The following is an 18,747-nucleotide window of genomic DNA, read 5'->3' as shown; positions in this document are numbered from 1 at the left end:
CCCGCGTGCGCACGCCGTGCCGGGCCGGTGTGGGCACGCACCCACCGGCCCGGACGAGCCTGTGGACGACGGTCGGTGCGCGGCCGGTTGTCGGTGGCCTCTGTCAGACTTGAGCCCGTGAGCAGCACGGACGGGGATCGCGAGGGGGCGGCGGCCGAGAGCGGCCCTCCGGAGCAGCTTGCGCTGATCCGGGAGACGGTGCGCGAGCGCCGGAAGCTGCCGAAGGCCAAGCCCCGCACCTGGCGCGGTGCGGCGACGGCGGAGTCGCTGCCCGTCGCCCGCGTGCTGGTCGACAAGGGCCTGGTGCATCTGGACCGCTACTTCGACTACGCGGTGCCGGCGGCGCTGGACGCCGAGGCCCAGCCGGGCGTGCGGGTACGGGTGCGTTTCGGCGCGGGGGAGCGGGACGGCCGCCGCGAGGGCGGACGGCTGATCAACGGATTCGTCGTCGAGCGGGTGGAGCACAGCGAGTTCCCCGGCGTGCTGGCGCCGATCGCCCAAGTCCTCTCCGCCGAGCCGGTGTTGACGCCCGAGCTGCTGGAGCTGTGCCGCGCCGTGGCCGACCGGTACGCGGGCGCCCTGGCCGACGTCGTACAGCTGGCGGTGCCGCCGAGGGTGGCGCGGGCGGAGAAGGGCGGCGGCGGGCAGCCCCCCGAGCCGCCCGCCCCGCCGGAGCCGGGCACCTGGCAGAGCTACGGCCAGGGCGCGGAGTTCCTCGCCGCGCTCGCCGCGGGGGGCGCCCCCCGCGCGGTGTGGAGCGCGCTGCCCGGCCCCCGGTGGCCGCAGGAGCTGGCGCTGGCGATGGCGGCGGCGCTGGCGTCCGGGCGCGGCGCGCTGGCGGTGCTGCCGGACGGGCGGACGGCCGCGCGGGTGGACCGCGCGCTCACCGAGCTGGTCGGCCCCGGCCACCATGTGCTGCTCACCGCCGACGCGGGCAGCGAGAGCCGCTACCGCCGTTGGCTGGCGGTCAAGCGCGGCACCGTTCGCGCGGTGGTCGGCACCCGGGCGGCGATGTTCGCCCCGGTCGCCGACCTCGGTCTCGCCGCGATCTGGGACGACGCCGACGCCGCGCACAGCGACGACCACGCCCCCCAGCCGCACGCCAGGGACGTACTGCTGCTGCGCGCCGCCCACGAGAACGCCGGCCTGCTCCTGGGGGGCCACCAACGCTCGGTGGAGGGCGCGCAGTTGGTGGAGACCGCCTGGGCGGCGGAGCTGTCCGCGCCCCGCGAGACGGTGCGGGCGCGGGCGCCCCGGATGCGTACGGTCGGAGACCGGGAGGAGGCCCGGGACGTCGCCGCGCGCACCGCCCGACTGCCCTCGCTCGCCTGGGAGGTGGCCCGGGAGGCGCTCGCGCTCGGCCCGGTCCTGGTCCAGGTGCCGCGCCGCGGTTACGTGCCCCGGCTGGCCTGCGCGCGGTGCCGGGAGCCGGCTCGCTGTGCGCGGTGCCGGGGCCCGCTGATGGCGGGCGAGGCGGACGGTGCGCCGAGCTGCTCCTGGTGCGGTCTGGACGCGGCGGGCCGGCAGTGCCCGGTGTGCGGCGGCGTACGGCTGCGGGCCAGCGTGGTCGGTGCGCGGCGCACGGCGGAGGAGCTCGGCCGGGCGTTCCCGAGTGTGCAGGTGCGCACCTCGGGGCGCGACCATGTGCTCGACACCGTGCCGGACCGGCCGGCGCTGGTGGTGAGCACCCCCGGCGCGGAGCCGGTGGCGGAGGGCCCGGGCTACGCGGCGGCGCTGCTGCTGGACGGCTGGGCGCTGCTCTCCCGCCCCGATCTGCGGGCGGCCGAGGAGGCGTTGCGCCGCTGGTTGACGGCGGCGGCGCTGGTGCGGCCCGGCAGCGAGGGCGGCACCGTGGTCGCGCTCGCGGAGCCGTCGCTGCGTCCGGTGCAGGCCCTGCTGCGCTGGGCGCCGGAGTGGTTGGCCGCGGCGGAGCTCTCGGACCGGGCGGAGCTCGGCTATCCGCCGGTCTCCAGAATGGCCGCGCTCAGCGGACCGCCCGCCGCCGTACGGGAGTTGCTGGCGCGCACGGAGCTGCCCGAGGAGGCGGAGGTGCTGGGCCCGGTGGAGCTGCCGGTGGTCGAGCCGGGGCGTCCGCGCCGGGTCGGGGACCCGCCGGTGGGCGAGAAGTGGGACCGCGCGCTCGTCCGGGTGCCGCCGGGCAGGGGGGCCGCACTGGCGCTGGCACTGCGCACCGCGCAGGCGGCGCGGCTGGCCAAGCGGGAGGGGCCGCCGGTGCGTATCCGGGTCGACCCGCCCGACATCGGGTGAGCGCCCGGCGTCGGGTGGGGCGCGGTGTCGGGTCGAGCGCCCGGCGCGGGTGTGGCGCGCGGTGGGGCGAGAGAGCCTGCGTCGGGTGGGGCGGGCGTTCTCGAGGGAGGAGCCGGCTCGGGAAGAAGGGGCCGACATGGGCGAACGGGCCCGCCGCGGCGTCGGGTTGACGTGCGGCGGGTCGGTGCCGGCCGGCCGCGCCGCCCGGTTCGGTTGCCGGGCGCGCGTACGGCAGGGGTGGCGGGATGCGGCCGGGGGAGAGCAGGGGCAGCGGGGATTCAGCCGTTGCGCGGCCTGGGCACCACCTGGGGGCGTCCTTCGCCCTGTGTCGCCCGGTCGGTCTGCGGTTCGGCGCCCGCCGGTCCGGCGGCCTCTGCCGATTCGGCGGTGGTCACCGGCCTGCCGGGCGGGCCGGGCGGTGGGTAGGTGGCCCGCTCGGAACGCCGGGCACCGTAACGCCGGTGCACCGCCTGCTTGGTGACGCCGAGTGCGGAGCCCACCGAGTCCCAGGAGAAGCCGAGCGAACGGTCGAAGTCGACCGCCGCCGTCACCAGCGTCTCGACGTGCTCGCGCAGCTCCTGTGCGAGGGCGACGGTGGGTGCCGGGGCGCGGCCGTACACGACGAAACCGGTCGACGGGCTGGTGCGGCGCGGCCGGTAGACGGTGCCGAGCTGGGAGGTGAGGGTGCGCATCGCCTCCACCTGCCGGCGGACCCGCTCGATGTCCCGTACCAACAGGTGCAGACTTGCGCGTGCCTGGGCGTCGAACGTGGCGTGGTCGGACATGGACTAGCCTCTCGGACCTGCGTCGGATGCGGGGCGCTGTCGGCGTCCCGGTGCTGCGTGATGACTGCCCCGTACATGTGCTCCGACGGATCGGTGCGACGGTCGGTGTACGGGTGCGAGCGGTGTGCGGTTCTGCGAGTCGGCCCGGTGGTCGGGCCCGGGGATGCCGCCGGTCAAGGGGACTTGACCGGGAGAACGTCCTGACAAACGCCTCACTCGGCACACGGTCACGCTCAGGTGGTGCACGGCCTGCCGCGCACCACGTCCGCACCCCTGCACGCCCCCCGGGCGCCGGTGTGCGGGGACCGTAGACTGATGCGCCCGCCCGCGCAGTTGGAGAGGTGAAACCGCACCGATGAGGCTTGTCTTCGCCGGCACCCCCGAGGTTGCCGTACCCGCACTGGACGCACTGATCGCCTCGGAACGCCACGAGGTGGTCGCGGTGGTGACCAGGCCGGACGCGCCGGCGGGCCGGGGTCGGCGGCTGGTGGCGAGCCCGATCGGCGAGCGGGCGGAGGAAGCCGGCATCGAGGTGCTGAAGCCCCGTCACCCCCGCGAGGAGGAGTTCCAGCAGCGGCTGCGCCAACTCTCCCCGGACTGCTGCCCCGTCGTCGCCTACGGAGCGCTGCTGCCGCGCCCGGTGCTGGACATCCCCGCACACGGCTGGGTCAACCTGCACTTCTCCCTGCTGCCCGCCTGGCGCGGCGCCGCGCCGGTGCAGCACGCGGTGCTCGCCGGCGACGAGATGACCGGTGCGGCCACCTTCCGCATCGAGGAGTCGCTGGACTCCGGTCCCGTCTACGGGGTCGTCACCGAGGAGGTGCGGCGCACCGACACCAGCGGCGACCTGCTCACCCGACTCGCCTTCGCCGGCAGCGGGTTGCTCGCGGCCACCATGGACGGCATCGAGGACGGCACGCTGCACCCCGTGCCGCAGGACGAGAACGGGGTGACCCACGCGCCGAAGATCACCGTCGAGGACGCCCGGGTCGACTGGAAGGCTCCCGCGCTGAGAGTGGACCGCGTCGTGCGCGGCTGCTCGCCCGCTCCCGGCGCCTGGACGCGGTTCGGCGGCGACCGGCTCAAGCTGATCCAGGCCGCCCCCGATCCGGCGGTGACCGGACTGGCGCCGGGGGAGTTGGCGGTAGGCAAGCACACGGTGCACGTGGGTACGGGATCGCACGCGGTCGAGCTGCTGTGGGTCCAGCCCCAGGGCAAGCGGCCGATGAAGGCCGCCGACTGGGCCCGCGGAGCGCGGTTGGCCTCCGGCAGCACCCTGGGCGACTGACCGCCCACCCCGTCCGGCCCGACACCGCCGACCGGGCCCGGCCCCCACTGCCGCCGACCCGAAGCTGCCGCCCCGGCCAATCTGCCGCCGCGCGAACGCCACGGCACGCACTCCGCCGCGCGAACGCCGCCGTGCGGTCGGGCCTCCGCCCCGCCACGCCTCCCGGCCGGTGACCGCGGCGTACCGGCCGGGCGGCGCGGCGTACGCTGAACGGGTTCGCACCGACCCACGCTCCGGAGCACCTTTCCCTTGACCGACCAGTCATCCCGTCGCCCCCGCAAGCCCTACCGCCGTCCGCAGCGGGACCCCGTGCGCATCCTCGCCTTCGAGGCGCTGAGGGCGGTGGACGAGCGGGACGCGTACGCCAACCTCGTCCTGCCGCCGCTGCTGCGGAAGGCGCGCCAGGCACCGCCGGGTCCGGACGGTTCGGCCTTCGACAGCAGGGACGCGGCGCTCGCCACCGAGCTGGTCTACGGCACTCTGCGCAGGCAGGGCACCTACGACGCGATCATCGGCCAGTGCGTGGACCGCCCGCTGCGGGAGGTGGACCCGCCGGTGCTCGACGTGCTGTCGCTGGGCGCGCACCAGGTGCTGGGCACCCGGATCCCGCCGCACGCCGCGGTGAGTTCGACCGTGGAGCTGGCGCGCTGTGTGCTGGGCGACGGTCGGGCGAAGTTCGTCAACGCGGTGCTGCGGCGGATCACCGCGCACGATCTGGACGGCTGGCTGGAGCGCGTCGCCCCGCCCTACGACGAGGACCCCGAGGACCACCTCGGCCTCGTCCACGCCCACCCGCGCTGGATCGTCTCCGCGCTGTGGGACGCGCTCGGCGGCGGTCGCTCCGGAGTGGAGGAGCTGCTGGAGGCGGACAACACCCGCCCCGCGGTCACCCTGGTCGCCCGTCCCGGTCGCTCCACCTCCGCTGAGCTGCTGGAGCAGCCGGACGCCGAGCCCGGACGCTGGTCGCCGTACGCGGTGCGGCTCTCCGAGGGCGGTGAGCCGGGCGCGATCCCCGCGGTGGCCGAGGGCCGCGCCGGCGTCCAGGACGAGGGCAGCCAGCTGGTGGCGCTGGCGCTGGCTGCGGCTCCGCTGGAGGGGCCCGACCGCCGTTGGCTGGACGGCTGCGCGGGGCCGGGCGGCAAGGCGGCGCTGCTGGCGGCGCTCGCCGCGGAGCGCGGTGCGTCGCTGCTGGCCGCCGAGAAACAGCCGCACCGTGCCGGGCTGGTGGCCCGGGCGCTGGCCGGCGGCCCGGGGGACCACGGCGTCGTGACCGTCGACGGCACCCGGCCGGCATGGCGTCCCGGGACCTTCGACCGGGTGCTGGTCGACGTGCCCTGTACGGGACTTGGCGCGCTGCGCCGTCGTCCCGAAGCGCGCTGGCGCCGCCGCCCGGAGGACCTGGACGGCTTCGCGCCGCTCCAACGCGGCCTGCTCACCGAGGCGTTGCGCTCGACCCGGCCGGGAGGCGTGGTCGGCTACGCGACCTGTTCGCCGCATCTGGCCGAGACCCGCGCCGTCGTCGACGACGTGCTCAAGAGCGAGTCCGCCCAGTGGATCGACGCCCGGCCGCTGCTGCCGGGCGTACCGGAGTTGGGCGAGGGGCCGGATGTCCAACTATGGCCGCATCGGCACGGCACCGACGCGATGTATCTGGCGCTGCTGCGTCGCACCGGTTGAGGAGTCGGGCCCTCCAAGGGACATACTGGGGCCATGGTTCAGATCAATCCCAGCATTCTCTCGGCCGACTTCGCCCGGCTCGCACAGGACGCGGAACGGATCGGTGGCCAGGACGGCGCCGACTGGCTCCATGTCGATGTGATGGACAATCACTTCGTGCCCAACCTCACCATCGGTCTGCCGGTGGTCGAGTCGTTGAGCAGGGCGACGGAAATCCCGCTGGACTGCCATCTGATGATCGAGGAACCGGACCGCTGGGCGCCGCAGTACGTCGAAGCGGGCGCCGGCTCCGTCACCTTCCACGCGGAGGCCGCCGCGGCTCCGGTGCGGCTGGCCCGTGAGATCAAGGCCAAGGGTGCCCGCGCCTCCATGGCGCTGAAGCCGGCGACGCCGATCGAGCCGTACGAGGACCTGCTGCCGGAGCTGGACATGCTGCTGGTGATGACGGTCGAGCCCGGCTTCGGCGGGCAGGCGTTCCTGGACATCATGCTGCCCAAGATCCGCCGCACCCGGCAGCTGATCGAGAAGCACGGGCTGGAGATGTGGCTCCAGGTCGACGGCGGTGTCTCCGCCGAGACCATCGAGCGCTGCGCCGAGGCCGGCGCGGACGTCTTCGTGGCGGGCAACGCCGTCTACGGCACGGACGACCCGGCCGCCGCGGTGCGCATGCTGCGGCAGCAGGCCGAGGAGGCCGGGGTGCGTGCCTGTCGGCACTGAACCCCTCCCGCACCGACCCCGCGCGGAGCGTGCGCGCGGGAAGCGGTGCCGGCGTCGTGAGTGCGGGCCACCGGCCCGCGCCCGCGCCCGCGGGCACCTCGCACCCGCGCGAGCCGCGCAGTTGCGGAAGCGGTACGCCCCGCCGCCCACCGGCGGGGCGCCCCGGCCGGTACTGATCATGGTCCCGGCGAATCTGCGAGGATGACGTCCGTGCGTTGACGCGCGAGGGCGGCTAACAGTGAGGTGAGTTGCAGTGTCGACGGGTCGGGCGGCGACGAGGATGGGGCCCGCCGAGCTGATGCAGGCGGCGGCGATGGCGCGGCGCTTCTATCTGGAGGGCAAGTCCAAGATCCAGATCGCCGACGAGTTCGGGGTGAGCCGCTTCAAGGTCGCCCGGGTGCTGGAGACGGCACTGGAGCGCGATCTGATCCGTATCGAGATCCGGGTGCCGGCCGAGCTGGACGCCGAGCGCTCGGACGCACTGCGCGCCCGCTACGGACTGCGGCACGCGGTCGTCGTCGAGGCGCCCGCCGAGGCTGCCGAGGACGCGGCCGACCCGGAGAACCTCGGTGAGGTGGCCGCGGACCTGCTCGGCGAGCTGGTCACCGAGGGCGATGTGCTCGGGCTCGCCTGGGGGCGTTCGACGATCCACATGGCCACCGCGCTGCGCCGGCTGCCGCCCTGCACCGTCGTCCAGCTCACCGGCGTGTACGACGCGGGCACCGCCGACCGAGGTTCGGTCGAGGCGGTCCGCCGCGCGGCCGAGGTCGCCGGCGGGGAGGCGCATCCGATCTACGCGCCGATGCTGCTGCCGGACCCGGCGACCGCCGAGGCGCTGCGCCACCAGACCGGGATCGCCGCCGCCTTCGAGTACTTCGACAAGGTGACAGTCGCGGCCGTCTCCATCGGCTCCTGGGAGCCGGGCGTCTCCACCGTGCACGACATGCTCTCCGAGCAGGAGCGGGCGCACTACGCCTCGCTCGGTGTCGCCGCGGAGATGTCCGCGCACCTCTTCGACGCCGAGGGGCGCCGGATCGGGCGCGACCTGGGGGAGCGCTGCATCACCGTGGAGGCCGACCGGCTGCGCCGGGTGCCGGAGGTGGTGGCGATCGCCGGCGGCGGGCGCAAGGCCGAGGCGATCAACGCCGTACTGCGCTCCGGCCTGGTGACCAGCCTGGTCACCGACACCGCGGCCGCCGACCGGCTGCTCAAGGAGCTCAGACCCGGCCCGCACCCGGCGCGCGAGCGCACCGACCCCGACGCCGCCGCGTAGCCGCTCGCTGCGGCGCGGCCCCGAACCGCCGGGGTCTCCCGCGGCCCGGGGCCGTCCCGGCCCGTGTCGGGGGCCGGGACGCCGGGTCCCGAGCCGGGACGCCGGGTCCGGAGTCGTCCCTGGGCATCGTGCGTGCGGCGGGGAGCTGCTCAGAAGCCGTCGTCGGGGAAGTCGACGGCGGTCCGGTCCAGGCTCTCCAGCAGGTCGAACTGGGCCTGTACGCGCGGCAGTTCGTGCCGGTAGAAGAACCGGCAGGCGCCCCGCTTGCCGTCGTGGAAGGCGCTGTCGTGCCCCTCGGCGGCCAGCAGCTGCTCCAGCCACATCCAGGCCACCACCACATGCCCCACCGCTTCGAGGTAGACCGTGGCGTTGGCCAGTGCGGTCGCCGGATCGCCGTCGGCCCACAGTCTGGCCGTCACCTTGAGGGTGCGGGCGACGCACCCGTCCAGCTCCCGGGCGTACCCGGCCGCCGCTCCGCCGGCGTGGTGCGCGCGGGCCGTCGTCGCCGTGATCCGCTCGGCCAGCAGCCGCAGTCCGGCGCCGCCGTCCATGACCGCCTTGCGGCCCAGCAGGTCCAGGCCGTGGATGCCGTGGGTGCCCTCGTGGATCGGGTTGAGCCGGTTGTCGCGGTAGAACTGCTCGACCGGGTACTCGCGGGTGTAGCCGTACCCGCCGTGCACCTGGATGGCGAGGCTGTTGGCCTCCAGCCCGTACTGGCTCGGCCAGCTCTTGGCGATCGGGGTCAGCACGTCCAGCAGCGTCTTGGCGCGGTCCCGGTCCTCGGCGTCCTCGGCCGTCCGCTGCTCGTCGACCAGCCGCCCGCAGTAGAGCGTGAGCGCCAACGCGCCCTCGACGTAGGACTTCTGGGCCAGCAGCATCCGCCGCACGTCGGCATGGTCGATGATCGGCGTCTGCGGGGTCTGAGGGTCCCTGGCGCCGAGCGGGCGGCCCTGCGGGCGGTTGCGGGCGTAGTCCAGCGCGTGCAGATAGCCGGTGTACCCGAGAGCGGCGGCACCGAGCCCGACACCGATGCGAGCCTCGTTCATCATGTGGAACATGTACGACAGCCCGCGGTGCGGCTCGCCGACCAGCTCCCCGAGGGCGCCGGGCTCGCCCCGGGGCGTGTGGGCGCCCTCGCCGAAGTTGAGCAGGGTGTTGGTGGTGCCCCGGTAGCCCATCTTGTGGTTGAGCCCGGCGAGCACCACGTCGTTGCGCTCGCCCGGCGAACCGTCCTCGCGCACCAGGTACTTGGGCACGACGAACAGCGACAGCCCCTTCACCCCGGCCGGGCCGCCGGGGATGCGCGCGAGAACCAGGTGGACGATGTTCTCCGACAGTTCGTGGTCGCCGCCGGAGATCCACATCTTGTTGCCGAACAGCCGGTAGCCGCCGTCGGGCCTGGGCTCCGCCCTGGTCGTGACGTCGGCGAGCGAGGAGCCGGCCTGCGGCTCCGACAGGCACATCGTGCCGAAGAAACGCCCCTCGACCATCGGCCGGACGTAGGTCCCGATCTGCTCCGGACTCCCGTGCGCGAGCAGCAGGTTGGCGTTGCCCATGGTCAGGAAGGGGTACGCGCTGGTGCCCACGTTCGCGGCCTGGAACCACGCGAAGCAGGCGTTGGCCACGACGTTCGGCAGCTGTCCGCCGCCGACCGAGGCGTCCATGGTCGCGCCGGTCAGTCCCGAGCGGCCGAACGCCCGCAGCGCGTCGGCGACTTCGGGCACGGTGTGCACCCGCTCGCCGTCGAACGTCGGCTCCTGGGCGTCCGCCTTCCGGTTGTGCGGGGCGAACCGCTCCTCGGCCAGCCGGGCGCTCAGATCGAGCACGGCGTCGAAGGTCTCGCGCGAGTGCTCGGCGTACCGCTCGCGAGAGGTCAGGTCGGTCACCCGGAGCCAGTCGTGGAGCAGGAAGTCGAGGTCGCGGCGGGACAGGAGCAGGGACATGCGCACTCTCCACGGGCTTGGGCGGTGGCGGCGCACGGGGTGGACGCGCACCGGTCTGCGGTGTTGGCGGCGTTTATGCTAAGCGCTTGCTCAGTGCGCTCGCCAGGCCCCTCGCCCGGGCTCGCCCTCCCGGGCGCCTCCCGTGTCGGCCCCGGCGCGGTTTGCGGACGACCGGTCGTTCGGGAAAGGCTCGGGGCGGCAGGACCGCCGGTGCCCTCGGCTCCGGCGCCCGGCCCCGAACCCAGACGGCCAGGAGGCAGCAGCGCATGATCTTCATCACGGTCAAGTTCCCGGTGAAGCCGGAGTACGCCGAGCAGTGGCTGGAGAGGGTGGACACGTTCACCCGGGCGACCAGGGCGGAACCGGGCAACAAGTGGTTCGAGTGGTCCCGCAGCGTGGACGACCCGAACACCTTCGTACTGGTCGAGGCGTTCGAGGACGACGCGGCCGAGGCGCACGTCAACTCCGAGCACTTCCGCACCGCGATGACCGAGCTGCGTCCGCTCGTCAGCCGGACGCCCGACATCGTCAGCACCACCATCGAGGGCGCCGACGGCTGGAGCAGGATGGGCGAACTCGCCGTCGACTAGGACCCGTTGACCCGGGCTCGGCAGCTCTCGGGGCCTCTCGGCGGCGCTCAGTCGTACCCCCGACGAGGTCGAGCCGTTCCCGCCGAACCCGGTGGTACGCCGCCGCACCCGCCGGACTCGGAGCTGCGTCCCGAGCCCGGCGGGGGCTTCGGCCCCGCGCTGCGGACCGGCAGGACCCGCCGGGCCGGAGCGGCGGCGCGACCGGTGGTGTGCGCCGCGGCTCGTGGGTTCCTACCAGGGCGGGCGCGGGCGCTCTGGCGGATCGTCCCCGGGTGTTCGCCGGGGGTGCCGTGGGAGAATGAAGTACGTGCGTCTTCCTCCGGCGGCAGGCCGGAGGCCCTCCGATCGACTGGGATGTTCAGCACGTGCGATTCCTCAATGACCAGCGGCCCCCGTACGACCTGACGTACGACGACGTCTTCATGGTGCCGAGCCGTTCGGCGGTCGGCTCCCGGCAGGCGGTCGACCTGTCCGCACCGGACGGGACCGGCACCACGATCCCGCTCGTCGTCGCGAACATGACCGCCGTGGCCGGCCGCCGGATGGCCGAGACCGTGGCCAGGCGCGGCGGGCTCACCGTGATCCCCCAGGACATCCCGATCCCGGTCGTCGCCGACGTGGTCGACTGGGTCAAGCGGCGCCACCTCGTGCTGGACACCCCGATCACCCTCGCGCCGCGCGCGACCGTGGCCGACGCGCTGTCACTGCTGCCCAAGCGGGCCCACCGGGCCGCGGTGGTGGTCGAGGACGGGCGTCCGGTGGGTGTGGTCACCGAGAGCGACCTGGTGGGCGTGGACCGGTTCACCCAGCTCAGCGAGGTCATGTCGGGCGAACTCCTGCTGGTGGACGCCGACATCGAGCCCGTCGAGGCGTTCAACCGGCTGGACGCCGCGCACCGCAGGCTCGCTCCCGCGGTCGACGCCGATGGCAGGCTCGTCGGCATTCTCACCCGCAGGGGCGCCCTGCGCGCCACCCTCTACTCGCCGGCCACCGACGACCGCGGGCGGCTGCGGATCGCCGCGGCGGTCGGCATCAACGGCGAGGTCGCCGCGCACGCCCGCGCACTGCTGGACGCGGGCGTGGACACCCTCGTGGTGGACACCGCGCACGGCCACCAGGAAGGCATGATCGAGGCGCTGAAGGCCGTCCGCGCGCTCGACCCGCAGGTCCCGATCGTGGCCGGCAACGTCGTCGCCGCCGAGGGCGTGCGCGACCTCATCGAGGCGGGCGCCGACATCGTCAAGGTGGGCGTGGGCCCCGGAGCGATGTGCACCACCCGGATGATGACCGGCGTGGGCCGCCCGCAGTTCTCCGCGGTGCTGGAGTGCGCCGCCGAGGCGCGCAGGCACGGCAAGCACGTCTGGGCCGACGGCGGAGTGCGCCACCCCCGCGATGTGGCCATGGCACTGGCCGCGGGCGCGTCGAACGTGATGATCGGCTCCTGGTTCGCCGGTACCTACGAGTCGCCGGGCGACCTCCAGCAGTCCGCCGACGGCCGGCTGTACAAGGAGTCCTTCGGCATGGCGTCCGCGCGGGCCGTGCGGCACCGCACCGCCGAGGAGTCGGCGTACGCCCGTGCGCGCAAGTCGCTCTTCGAGGAGGGCATCTCCACCTCGCGGATGTTCCTGGACCCGGCCAGGCCGGGTGTCGAGGACCTGATCGACTCGATCATCGCCGGGGTCCGCTCCTCCTGCACCTACGCCGGCGCGGGCTCGCTCGCCGAGTTCGCCGAGCGCGCCGTGGTCGGGGTGCAGAGCGCGGCCGGATACGCCGAGGGCAAGCCGCTGCACGCCAGTTGGAGCTGATCCCGCCGTCCGCCGGCGCGCGTCCCGGTGCCGGCGGACCGGGTGGCGAGGGTTCGGTCGCCGTACCGCCGCCCGCCCCGTGTTCTACTTCCGGGGCGGGCGGCACCGGCCTCCCGCACAGGCGGCGACACCGCCGCCACCTCGCCGAACGCAGAGAAGTGAACGACCCGCAGTGCGACTGAACGAACTCGACGAACGCATCGTCCACGCCCTCGCGGAGGACGCGCGCCGCAGCTACGCGGACATCGGCGGCCTCGTCGGCCTCTCCGCCCCGGCCGTGAAACGGCGGGTGGACCGGCTGCGCGCCGAGGGCGCCATCACCGGCTTCACCGTACGGGTGGACCCGGCGGCGCTCGGCTGGGAGACCGAGGGCCACGTGGAGATGTACTGCCGCCACAACACCTCGCCCGCCGACATCCGGCAGGCGCTCTCGCGCTACCCCGAGGTGGTCTCGGCCTCCACCGTGACTGGCGAGGCGGACGCCGTGGTGCAGATCTACGCCGCCGACATGCGCCACTTCGAGCGGGTGCTGGAACGCATCGCCGGGGAGCCCTTCGTCGAGCGCACCAAGTCGGTGCTGGTGCTCTCCCCGCTGCTGCGCCGCTTCGGCGCGGGCACCCCGGAGTAGGGCCGAGCGCCGAAAGGGCTGGGCACCGAAGGGCCGAGCACCGAAAGGGGCCGAGCGCCGAAGGGGGTCGGGAGTCGCGAGACGGGGTGCCGCCCGTACTGCCGTACTGCCGTCCGCGCCGGGTGCGTGCGGGGTCGCGCAACGAATCGCCGTCCAACTGCCGTCCGACGCAACGAAGGCGGTGTGGATGCGCAAGGAAGGCATCTTGTTGCGGCGGGTGCGGCGCCCGTACCGTCGAAGGTGCCCGGGAAACGCCCGCCGGCCGAGAGTTCCCAGGTCACGAGGTTCCATGACAGTGCTGCGCATCGCCCTGTACCAAGGTCCGGGCGGCGTACCCGAGAGCAGGCACGCGGCGCTGGACGCGCTGGAGCGTGCGGCGGCGAAGGCCGCGGCCGCGGGCGCGGCGCTGTTGGTGACCCCGGAGCTGTCGCTGACCGGTTACGCCCTCGGGGAAGGTGTGCGGGCCGCCGCCGAGCCCGCCGACGGGCCGTCCGCGCGGGCGCTGTCGGCTGTCGCCGCCCGCCACCGCATCGCGCTCGTCCACGGCTACCCGGAGCTCGACGGCGACACCGTCTACAACAGCGCCCAGCTCATCGGCGGCGACGGCACGACGCTGGCGAACTACCGCAAGACGCACCTCTTCGGCGACTTCGAGAAGTCGGCCTTCGCCCCCGGCGCGGAACCGGTCGTCCAGGCGGAGCTGTCCGGCGTCCGGCTGGGCCTGCTGATCTGCTACGACGTGGAGTTCCCCGAAACGGTGCGCGCCCACGCACTGGCAGGCACCCAACTGCTGCTGGTGCCCACCGCGTTGATGCGCCCCTACGAGTTCGTGCCGCAGACCCTCGTCCCGGCACGTGCCTGGGAGAACCAGCTCTACCTCGCCTACGCCAACAGGTACGGCACGGAGGGCGACCTGACCTTCGCCGGCCTCAGCGCGCTCGCCGCGCCCGACGGCACCGTGCGCGCCAGGGCAGGTGTCGGCGAGGACCTTGTGGTGGCCGACGTCGACCTCGCACTGCTATCCGCCGTGCGGGCGGAGAACACCCAACTCGTCGATCGCAGGCCCGAGTTGTACCGCTGACCCGATCCCACGAACCGGGTCTGTCCGCCGGGCCCCGCAGCACGCCGCACACACGCCCGCCGAGCCCCGCGCCCGTCCGTACGCCCCCAACCGCACACCCGTGTGCCCAGAACCGCGCACCGGCCCGCCCGGCGCCGGCCCGTGCGCGCCGCAGCACCTCCGTGCGTACGCGCACCGCAGACCCGCCCACGCACCACCCGCAAGGAGACGCCCCGATGAGTGCCAACGTGCCCGCCGCCGTCCATGACGAGCACGCCGACGCCACCGAGCCGCAGGCGCCGATCACCATGTTCGGACCGGACTTCCCGTTCGCCTACGACGACTTCCTCGCCCACCCGGCGGGTATCGGCTCGCTGCCCGCCACCGAGCACGGCACCGAGGTCGCGGTCGTCGGCGGCGGTCTGTCCGGCATCATCACCGCCTACGAGCTGATGAAGATGGGCCTGCGCCCGGTCGTCTACGAGGCGGACGAGATCGGCGGCCGGCTGCGCACCGCGACCTTCGAGGGGTGCGAGGGCGAACTCACCGCCGAGATGGGCGCGATGCGCTTCCCGCCGTCCTCGACCGCCTTCCAGCACTATCTGGATCTCGTCGGGCTGGAGACCAAGCCCTTCCCGAACCCGCTGGCTGCCGACACCCCCTCGACCGTGGTCGACCTCAAGGGCGAGAGCCACTACGCGCGCACGGTGGAGGACCTGCCGGAGGTCTACCACGAGGTCATGCGGGCCTGGAACTCCACTCTGGAGGAGGGCGCCGACTTCACCGCCATGCAGAGCGCCATCCGCGAGCGGGACGTACCGCGCATCCGCGAGATCTGGTCGCAGCTGGTGGAGAAGCTCGACAACCAGACCTTCTACGGCTTCCTCTGCGACTCGGCGGCCTTCCGCTCCTTCCGCCACCGGGAGATCTTCGGACAGGTCGGCTTCGGGACGGGCGGCTGGGACACCGACTTCCCCAACTCCATCCTGGAGATCCTGCGCGTGGTCTACACCGGCGCGGACGACGACCACCGCGGCATCGTCGGCGGCAGCCAGCAGTTGCCGCGGATGCTCTGGGAGCGCGAACCCGCCAAGATCGTGCACTGGCCGCACGGGACCTCGCTCGACTCGCTGCACGAGCGCGGCCACCGGCCCGCGGTCACCCGGCTCGCCCGCACGGCCGGCAACCGGATCACCGTCACCGACGCCGACGGGGACATCCGCACCTATCGCGCCGCGGTGTTCACCGCCCAGTCCTGGATGCTGCTCTCCAAGATCGACTGCGACGAGTCGCTGCTGCCGATCGACCACTGGACGGCCGTCGAGCGCACCCACTACATGGAGTCCTCCAAGCTGTTCGTGCCGGTGGACCGGCCGTTCTGGCTGGACGCCGCCGTCGACCGCAACGGCAGGGAGACCGGCCGGGACACGATGAGCATGACCCTCACCGACCGGATGACCCGCGGCACCTATCTGCTGGACAACGGGCCCGACGAGCCCGCCGTCATCTGCCTCTCCTACACCTGGTGCGACGACAGCCTGAAGTGGCTGCCGCTGGACGCGGGCGAGCGGATGGAGGTCATGCTCAAGTCGCTCGGCGAGATCTACCCGGACGTCGACATCCGCAGCCACATCATCGGCAACCCGGTCACCGTCTCCTGGGAGAACGAGCCGTACTTCATGGGCGCCTTCAAGGCGAACCTGCCGGGCCACTACCGCTATCAGCGGCGGCTGTTCACGCACTTCATGCAGGACCGGCTGCCGTCCGACAAACGCGGGCTCTACCTCGCCGGCGACGATGTGTCCTGGACGGCCGGCTGGGCCGAGGGCGCGGTGCAGACCGCGCTCAACGCGGTCTGGGGCGTGATGCACCAGTTCGGCGGCGCCACGGACGCCACCAACCCGGGGCCCGGCGATGTGTACGACAGCATCGCGCCCGTGGAACTGCCGGAGGACTGAGCGGCGGCGGGGCTGTCGGCCCCGACTGCGCGCCCGGCCCCGGACGTGTGCCCGGCTGTTGCCGCCGGGCACACGGCGCGGGTCGCGGCGAGGTGCGCGGCGTCCTGCGGCGAGCTGCCGCGGTGGGGCGGTCGTGCCGACGGGTTGGGTGTCGGAGCGCTGCCGAGGCGGCTACTGCGGGTGCGTCAGCGGGGTCAGCAGCAGGGCGGCGACGGTGCCCGCCCGCGCGGCCAGTTGCTCGGTGAACTCGGCTGCCCCGGTGGGGCGTTCGGCCAGCTGAGCGTAGAGGCGGCAGCTGGTCAGCGCCTCCTGGCGGGCGCGGTCCGCGTTCCAGACACCGACCAGATGGGTCAGCGGATCGGCCACCCGCAGCGCGGACCAGTGCGGCGCCAGCCAGTCGTGCACGGCGTCGTCCAGCGCCAGCAGCAGCGGCTGCGCGGCGCGGTGGAACTCCCGCTCCACCGCGCCCAGTTCACCGCCCGACAGCCGCGCCGTACTGCCGATCAGCGCCAGCGGCACGTCGTACCCGAACTGCGCGTTGAGCCCTGCCAGCGCGAACTGCAGCGGGGTCAGCCGCGGATGGCGGCGCAGCCGGAACACCGGCCGCCAGCACGCCGCGAGCGGGTCTCCGCGCGCCTCCGCGTCCAGCGCGGCCAGCAGGCGGTCGGCCAACTCCCGTGCGAGGGCGCGTGCATGGGGGGCTTCCGCGACCCCCTCGGGGTCGTCCACCGCGGCGAGCAGCACGCCCGCGCACACGGCGATCCCGTCCTCGGGCGCGAGCGCGGCGGCGCGGATGCGCAGCCGGACGAGCGGATCGGGCACGGGCGCCACCACCGTGGCGGCCGACGCGGGTGGGGCCGTGGCGGAGGGGGACGAACCGGCCCCGGCCGCGGGGCAGTTCGACTGCGGAGGTACCTGGTGTGGGGGAGGTGCCCAGGGAGCTGCCTTCATGAGCCGAAAGGCTGGCAGGGCGGCGGCCCCCGTGTGGCCTGCGGGCCGCGATGTGCTTCGTTCGAGGGAGCGCGCGTGACGTCTTCGCCGCGCACGCTCGACCAAACGGGAGCGCGCGGCGGTGCGTTGAAGCATCCGAGGGGCGCGTGCGGTGCGGCTGCGCGGTGCCGCCGTCAGCCGGCCGCGTCGCCCTCCCGTGCGGGAATCCTCCCGTCGCCGTCCGGTGCACGGACCGCCTTCGTGTGCGGCCCGTCGACGGCCCCGGACGGGGCGGGCGGGGAGGCGGCGGCGGTGTGCGGTGCGGTGCGCAGCAGGCCGGCGCCGAGCACCAGGCCGCAGGCCAGGACGGTCACCAGACCGAAGGAGAAGGAGAGGCTGCTGACCTCGGCGATCCAGCCCACCAGCGCGGGTGCGGCGAGACCGGAGGCGTAGGCCAGCGTCGCCACCCCGGCGATCGACCGGCCCGGTACGTCCCCGACCCTGCCCGCGGCGGCGAAGCACAGCGGCACCACCACCGCGATACCGACGCCCACCAGCGCGAAACCGGCCACCGCGAGTGCGGGCACCCGGGCCGCCGTCACCACCGCGGCCCCCACCACCGCGAGGACGCCCCCGGCGCGCACCGTCGCCACCGCTCCGAAGCGGCGCACCACCGCGTCCCCCGACAGCCGTGCCACCGCCATCGTGGTGGCGAAAGCGGTGTACGCACCGGCCGCGAGAGTGGGGGAGGAGCCGGTGACATCGCGCAGATAGACGCCGGACCAGTCCATCGACGCCCCCTCGGCGAACACCGCGCACAGCCCCACCAGACCGATGGCGAGCACCGCGCGGGGCGGCCGTACGAAGTGCGGCTGCGGCTCCACCGGCTCGGTGACCCGGTGGTCGGGGGTGCGGTTGACCACCAGCAGCACGGTCAGCAGCACGGGCACCACCAGCGCGGTGTGCAGCCTGCCGTCCAGCTCCAGATGCGTGGTGAGAGCGCCGACGGCTCCGCCGAGCAGCGTGCCGACGCTCCACATCCCGTGCAGCCCCGACATCACCGAGCGGCCCAACTCCCGCTCCACCTCGACCCCCTGGGCGTTCATCGCCACATCGAGCAGGCCCAGGCCCGCGCCGAGCACCAGCAGCGCCAGACAGAGCCAGAGCAGCCCGGGAGCCAGCACGGGCAGCAGCAGAGCCCCGAAGCACCACACGATCGGCAGCCGCAGCCCGGCCCGCGGCCCGTGTCTGAGCGCCAGCCGGGGCGCCAGCGGCATCGCCAGCGCCGCGCCGACGGTGGCGCAGGCGAGCGCCAGGCCGAGCAGTCCGGTACCGATGTCCAACCGCTCGTGGATCCAGGGGATGCGGGTGGCGAAGGTGCCGCTGGCCACACCGTGCGCGGCGAAGACCGCCCCGACCGCGGTACGCGCCCGCCGGGGCCGCGCTCCGGGAATCTCCGGCTGGGACATGGCGAACTCCTCGGGCGGTGGGGGTGGTTGAGCGCGACGCCGCTCACCCCGTACCCACGGGGGAGGCGGGGCACACGGGCGGCGACGGCCTGCCCGCTCGCACCCCGGCGCGCGGCCCGGTTTCCCGCCCCGTCCCCGCGCCCGGCCGCCGGCAACGCGGCTGCGGACCCACGCCGTGCCCCGCCGGCCCGTGCCCCGCCGGCCCCGTGCCCCGGAGAGCCCCGTGCCCGCAGGCCCCGCCGGACGCACCGCACCCCCGCCGCACCTGCTCGTCCGACGCGGCGCGCGGCGCGCAACCGGGCCCCCGCGCGCCCGAGGGGGACCGGCCGTGCCACAGGTCGAGCCCGGCTGCGAGC

The 18,747-nt window shown here is 74.4% G+C and carries 14 protein-coding genes; 10 read left to right on the top strand and 4 right to left on the bottom strand.

The genetic code is table 11. The features are described 5' to 3' along the window. Nucleotides 1-117 precede the first annotated feature (117 nt). Nucleotides 118-2,268: a primosomal protein N' gene (locus MTQ01_RS17590; RefSeq protein WP_247491516.1), complete on the top strand. Its 2,151-nt coding sequence runs from the start codon at nt 118-120 to the stop codon at nt 2,266-2,268. A 278-nt stretch (nt 2,269-2,546) separates the two neighbouring features. On the opposite strand, the gene MTQ01_RS17585 is transcribed toward MTQ01_RS17590, so the two are convergent. Continuing rightward, nucleotides 2,547-3,053, bottom strand: coding sequence for a hypothetical protein (locus tag MTQ01_RS17585; RefSeq protein ID WP_247491515.1), 507 nt, complete (start codon nt 3,051-3,053; stop codon nt 2,547-2,549). Between the two features lie 355 nt (nt 3,054-3,408). On the opposite strand from MTQ01_RS17585, the gene fmt reads away from it, so the two are divergent. The 4 genes from fmt to MTQ01_RS17565 all read left to right on the top strand — a co-directional run bounded on the left by fmt (nt 3,409) and on the right by MTQ01_RS17565 (nt 8,008). Continuing rightward, complete coding sequence (gene fmt / locus MTQ01_RS17580) at nt 3,409-4,341, top strand: methionyl-tRNA formyltransferase (protein ID WP_247491514.1); 933 nt, start codon at nt 3,409-3,411, stop codon at nt 4,339-4,341. Nucleotides 4,342-4,590: 249 nt separating this feature from the next. Then, nucleotides 4,591-6,018: an RsmB/NOP family class I SAM-dependent RNA methyltransferase gene (locus MTQ01_RS17575; RefSeq protein WP_247491513.1), complete on the top strand. Its 1,428-nt coding sequence runs from the start codon at nt 4,591-4,593 to the stop codon at nt 6,016-6,018. Nucleotides 6,019-6,051: 33 nt separating this feature from the next. After that, nucleotides 6,052-6,735, top strand: a complete 684-nt coding sequence (gene rpe / locus MTQ01_RS17570; RefSeq protein ID WP_247491512.1) for a ribulose-phosphate 3-epimerase — start codon at nt 6,052-6,054, stop codon at nt 6,733-6,735. A 253-nt stretch (nt 6,736-6,988) separates the two neighbouring features. Then, nucleotides 6,989-8,008 (top strand): sugar-binding domain-containing protein, encoded by a 1,020-nt coding sequence (locus MTQ01_RS17565; RefSeq protein WP_247491511.1) that lies wholly within the window; start codon nt 6,989-6,991, stop codon nt 8,006-8,008. A gap of 149 nt (nt 8,009-8,157) precedes the next feature. Here MTQ01_RS17565 and MTQ01_RS17560 read toward each other — a convergent pair whose 3' ends face one another. Then, on the bottom strand, nt 8,158-9,951 hold the full coding sequence (locus tag MTQ01_RS17560; RefSeq protein WP_247491509.1) for an acyl-CoA dehydrogenase: 1,794 nt from the start codon (nt 9,949-9,951) through the stop codon (nt 8,158-8,160). 266 nt (nt 9,952-10,217) lie between these two features. On the opposite strand from MTQ01_RS17560, the gene MTQ01_RS17555 reads away from it, so the two are divergent. The 5 genes from MTQ01_RS17555 (at nt 10,218) to MTQ01_RS17535 (ending at nt 15,992) form a co-directional block, all read left to right on the top strand. Continuing rightward, nucleotides 10,218-10,541: a putative quinol monooxygenase gene (locus MTQ01_RS17555; RefSeq protein ID WP_247491507.1), complete on the top strand. Its 324-nt coding sequence runs from the start codon at nt 10,218-10,220 to the stop codon at nt 10,539-10,541. 365 nt (nt 10,542-10,906) lie between these two features. Further along, nucleotides 10,907-12,346: a GuaB1 family IMP dehydrogenase-related protein gene (locus MTQ01_RS17550; protein ID WP_247491505.1), complete on the top strand. Its 1,440-nt coding sequence runs from the start codon at nt 10,907-10,909 to the stop codon at nt 12,344-12,346. Nucleotides 12,347-12,518: 172 nt separating this feature from the next. Beyond that, complete coding sequence (locus MTQ01_RS17545) at nt 12,519-12,974, top strand: Lrp/AsnC family transcriptional regulator (RefSeq protein ID WP_211040454.1); 456 nt, start codon at nt 12,519-12,521, stop codon at nt 12,972-12,974. A 289-nt stretch (nt 12,975-13,263) separates the two neighbouring features. Next, on the top strand, nt 13,264-14,055 hold the full coding sequence (locus MTQ01_RS17540) for a carbon-nitrogen hydrolase family protein (RefSeq protein WP_247491502.1): 792 nt from the start codon (nt 13,264-13,266) through the stop codon (nt 14,053-14,055). 215 nt (nt 14,056-14,270) lie between these two features. Further along, a complete protein-coding gene (locus MTQ01_RS17535; RefSeq protein ID WP_247491500.1) occupies nt 14,271-15,992 on the top strand; it encodes an NAD(P)/FAD-dependent oxidoreductase in 1,722 nt (573 codons plus the stop codon). A 171-nt stretch (nt 15,993-16,163) separates the two neighbouring features. Here MTQ01_RS17535 and MTQ01_RS17530 read toward each other — a convergent pair whose 3' ends face one another. Continuing rightward, nucleotides 16,164-16,814 carry a DUF5995 family protein gene (locus MTQ01_RS17530; RefSeq protein WP_247491498.1) on the bottom strand — a complete coding sequence of 217 codons (651 nt, stop codon included), beginning with the start codon at nt 16,812-16,814 and terminating at the stop codon, nt 16,164-16,166. Between the two features lie 302 nt (nt 16,815-17,116). Beyond that, the gene (locus MTQ01_RS17525) at nt 17,117-18,391 is read right to left on the bottom strand and encodes an MFS transporter (protein ID WP_247491497.1); all 1,275 of its coding nucleotides are present in this window, start codon (nt 18,389-18,391) and stop codon (nt 17,117-17,119) included. Nucleotides 18,392-18,747 lie beyond the last annotated feature (356 nt).

It is taken from the genome of Streptomyces sp. XM4193 (genome assembly GCF_023072595.1).
Classification (GTDB): Bacteria; Actinomycetota; Actinomycetes; order Streptomycetales; family Streptomycetaceae; genus Streptomyces.
The sequence above is the reverse complement of the archived record's forward strand: the minus strand, read 5'-3'. Positions and strand labels throughout refer to the sequence as shown.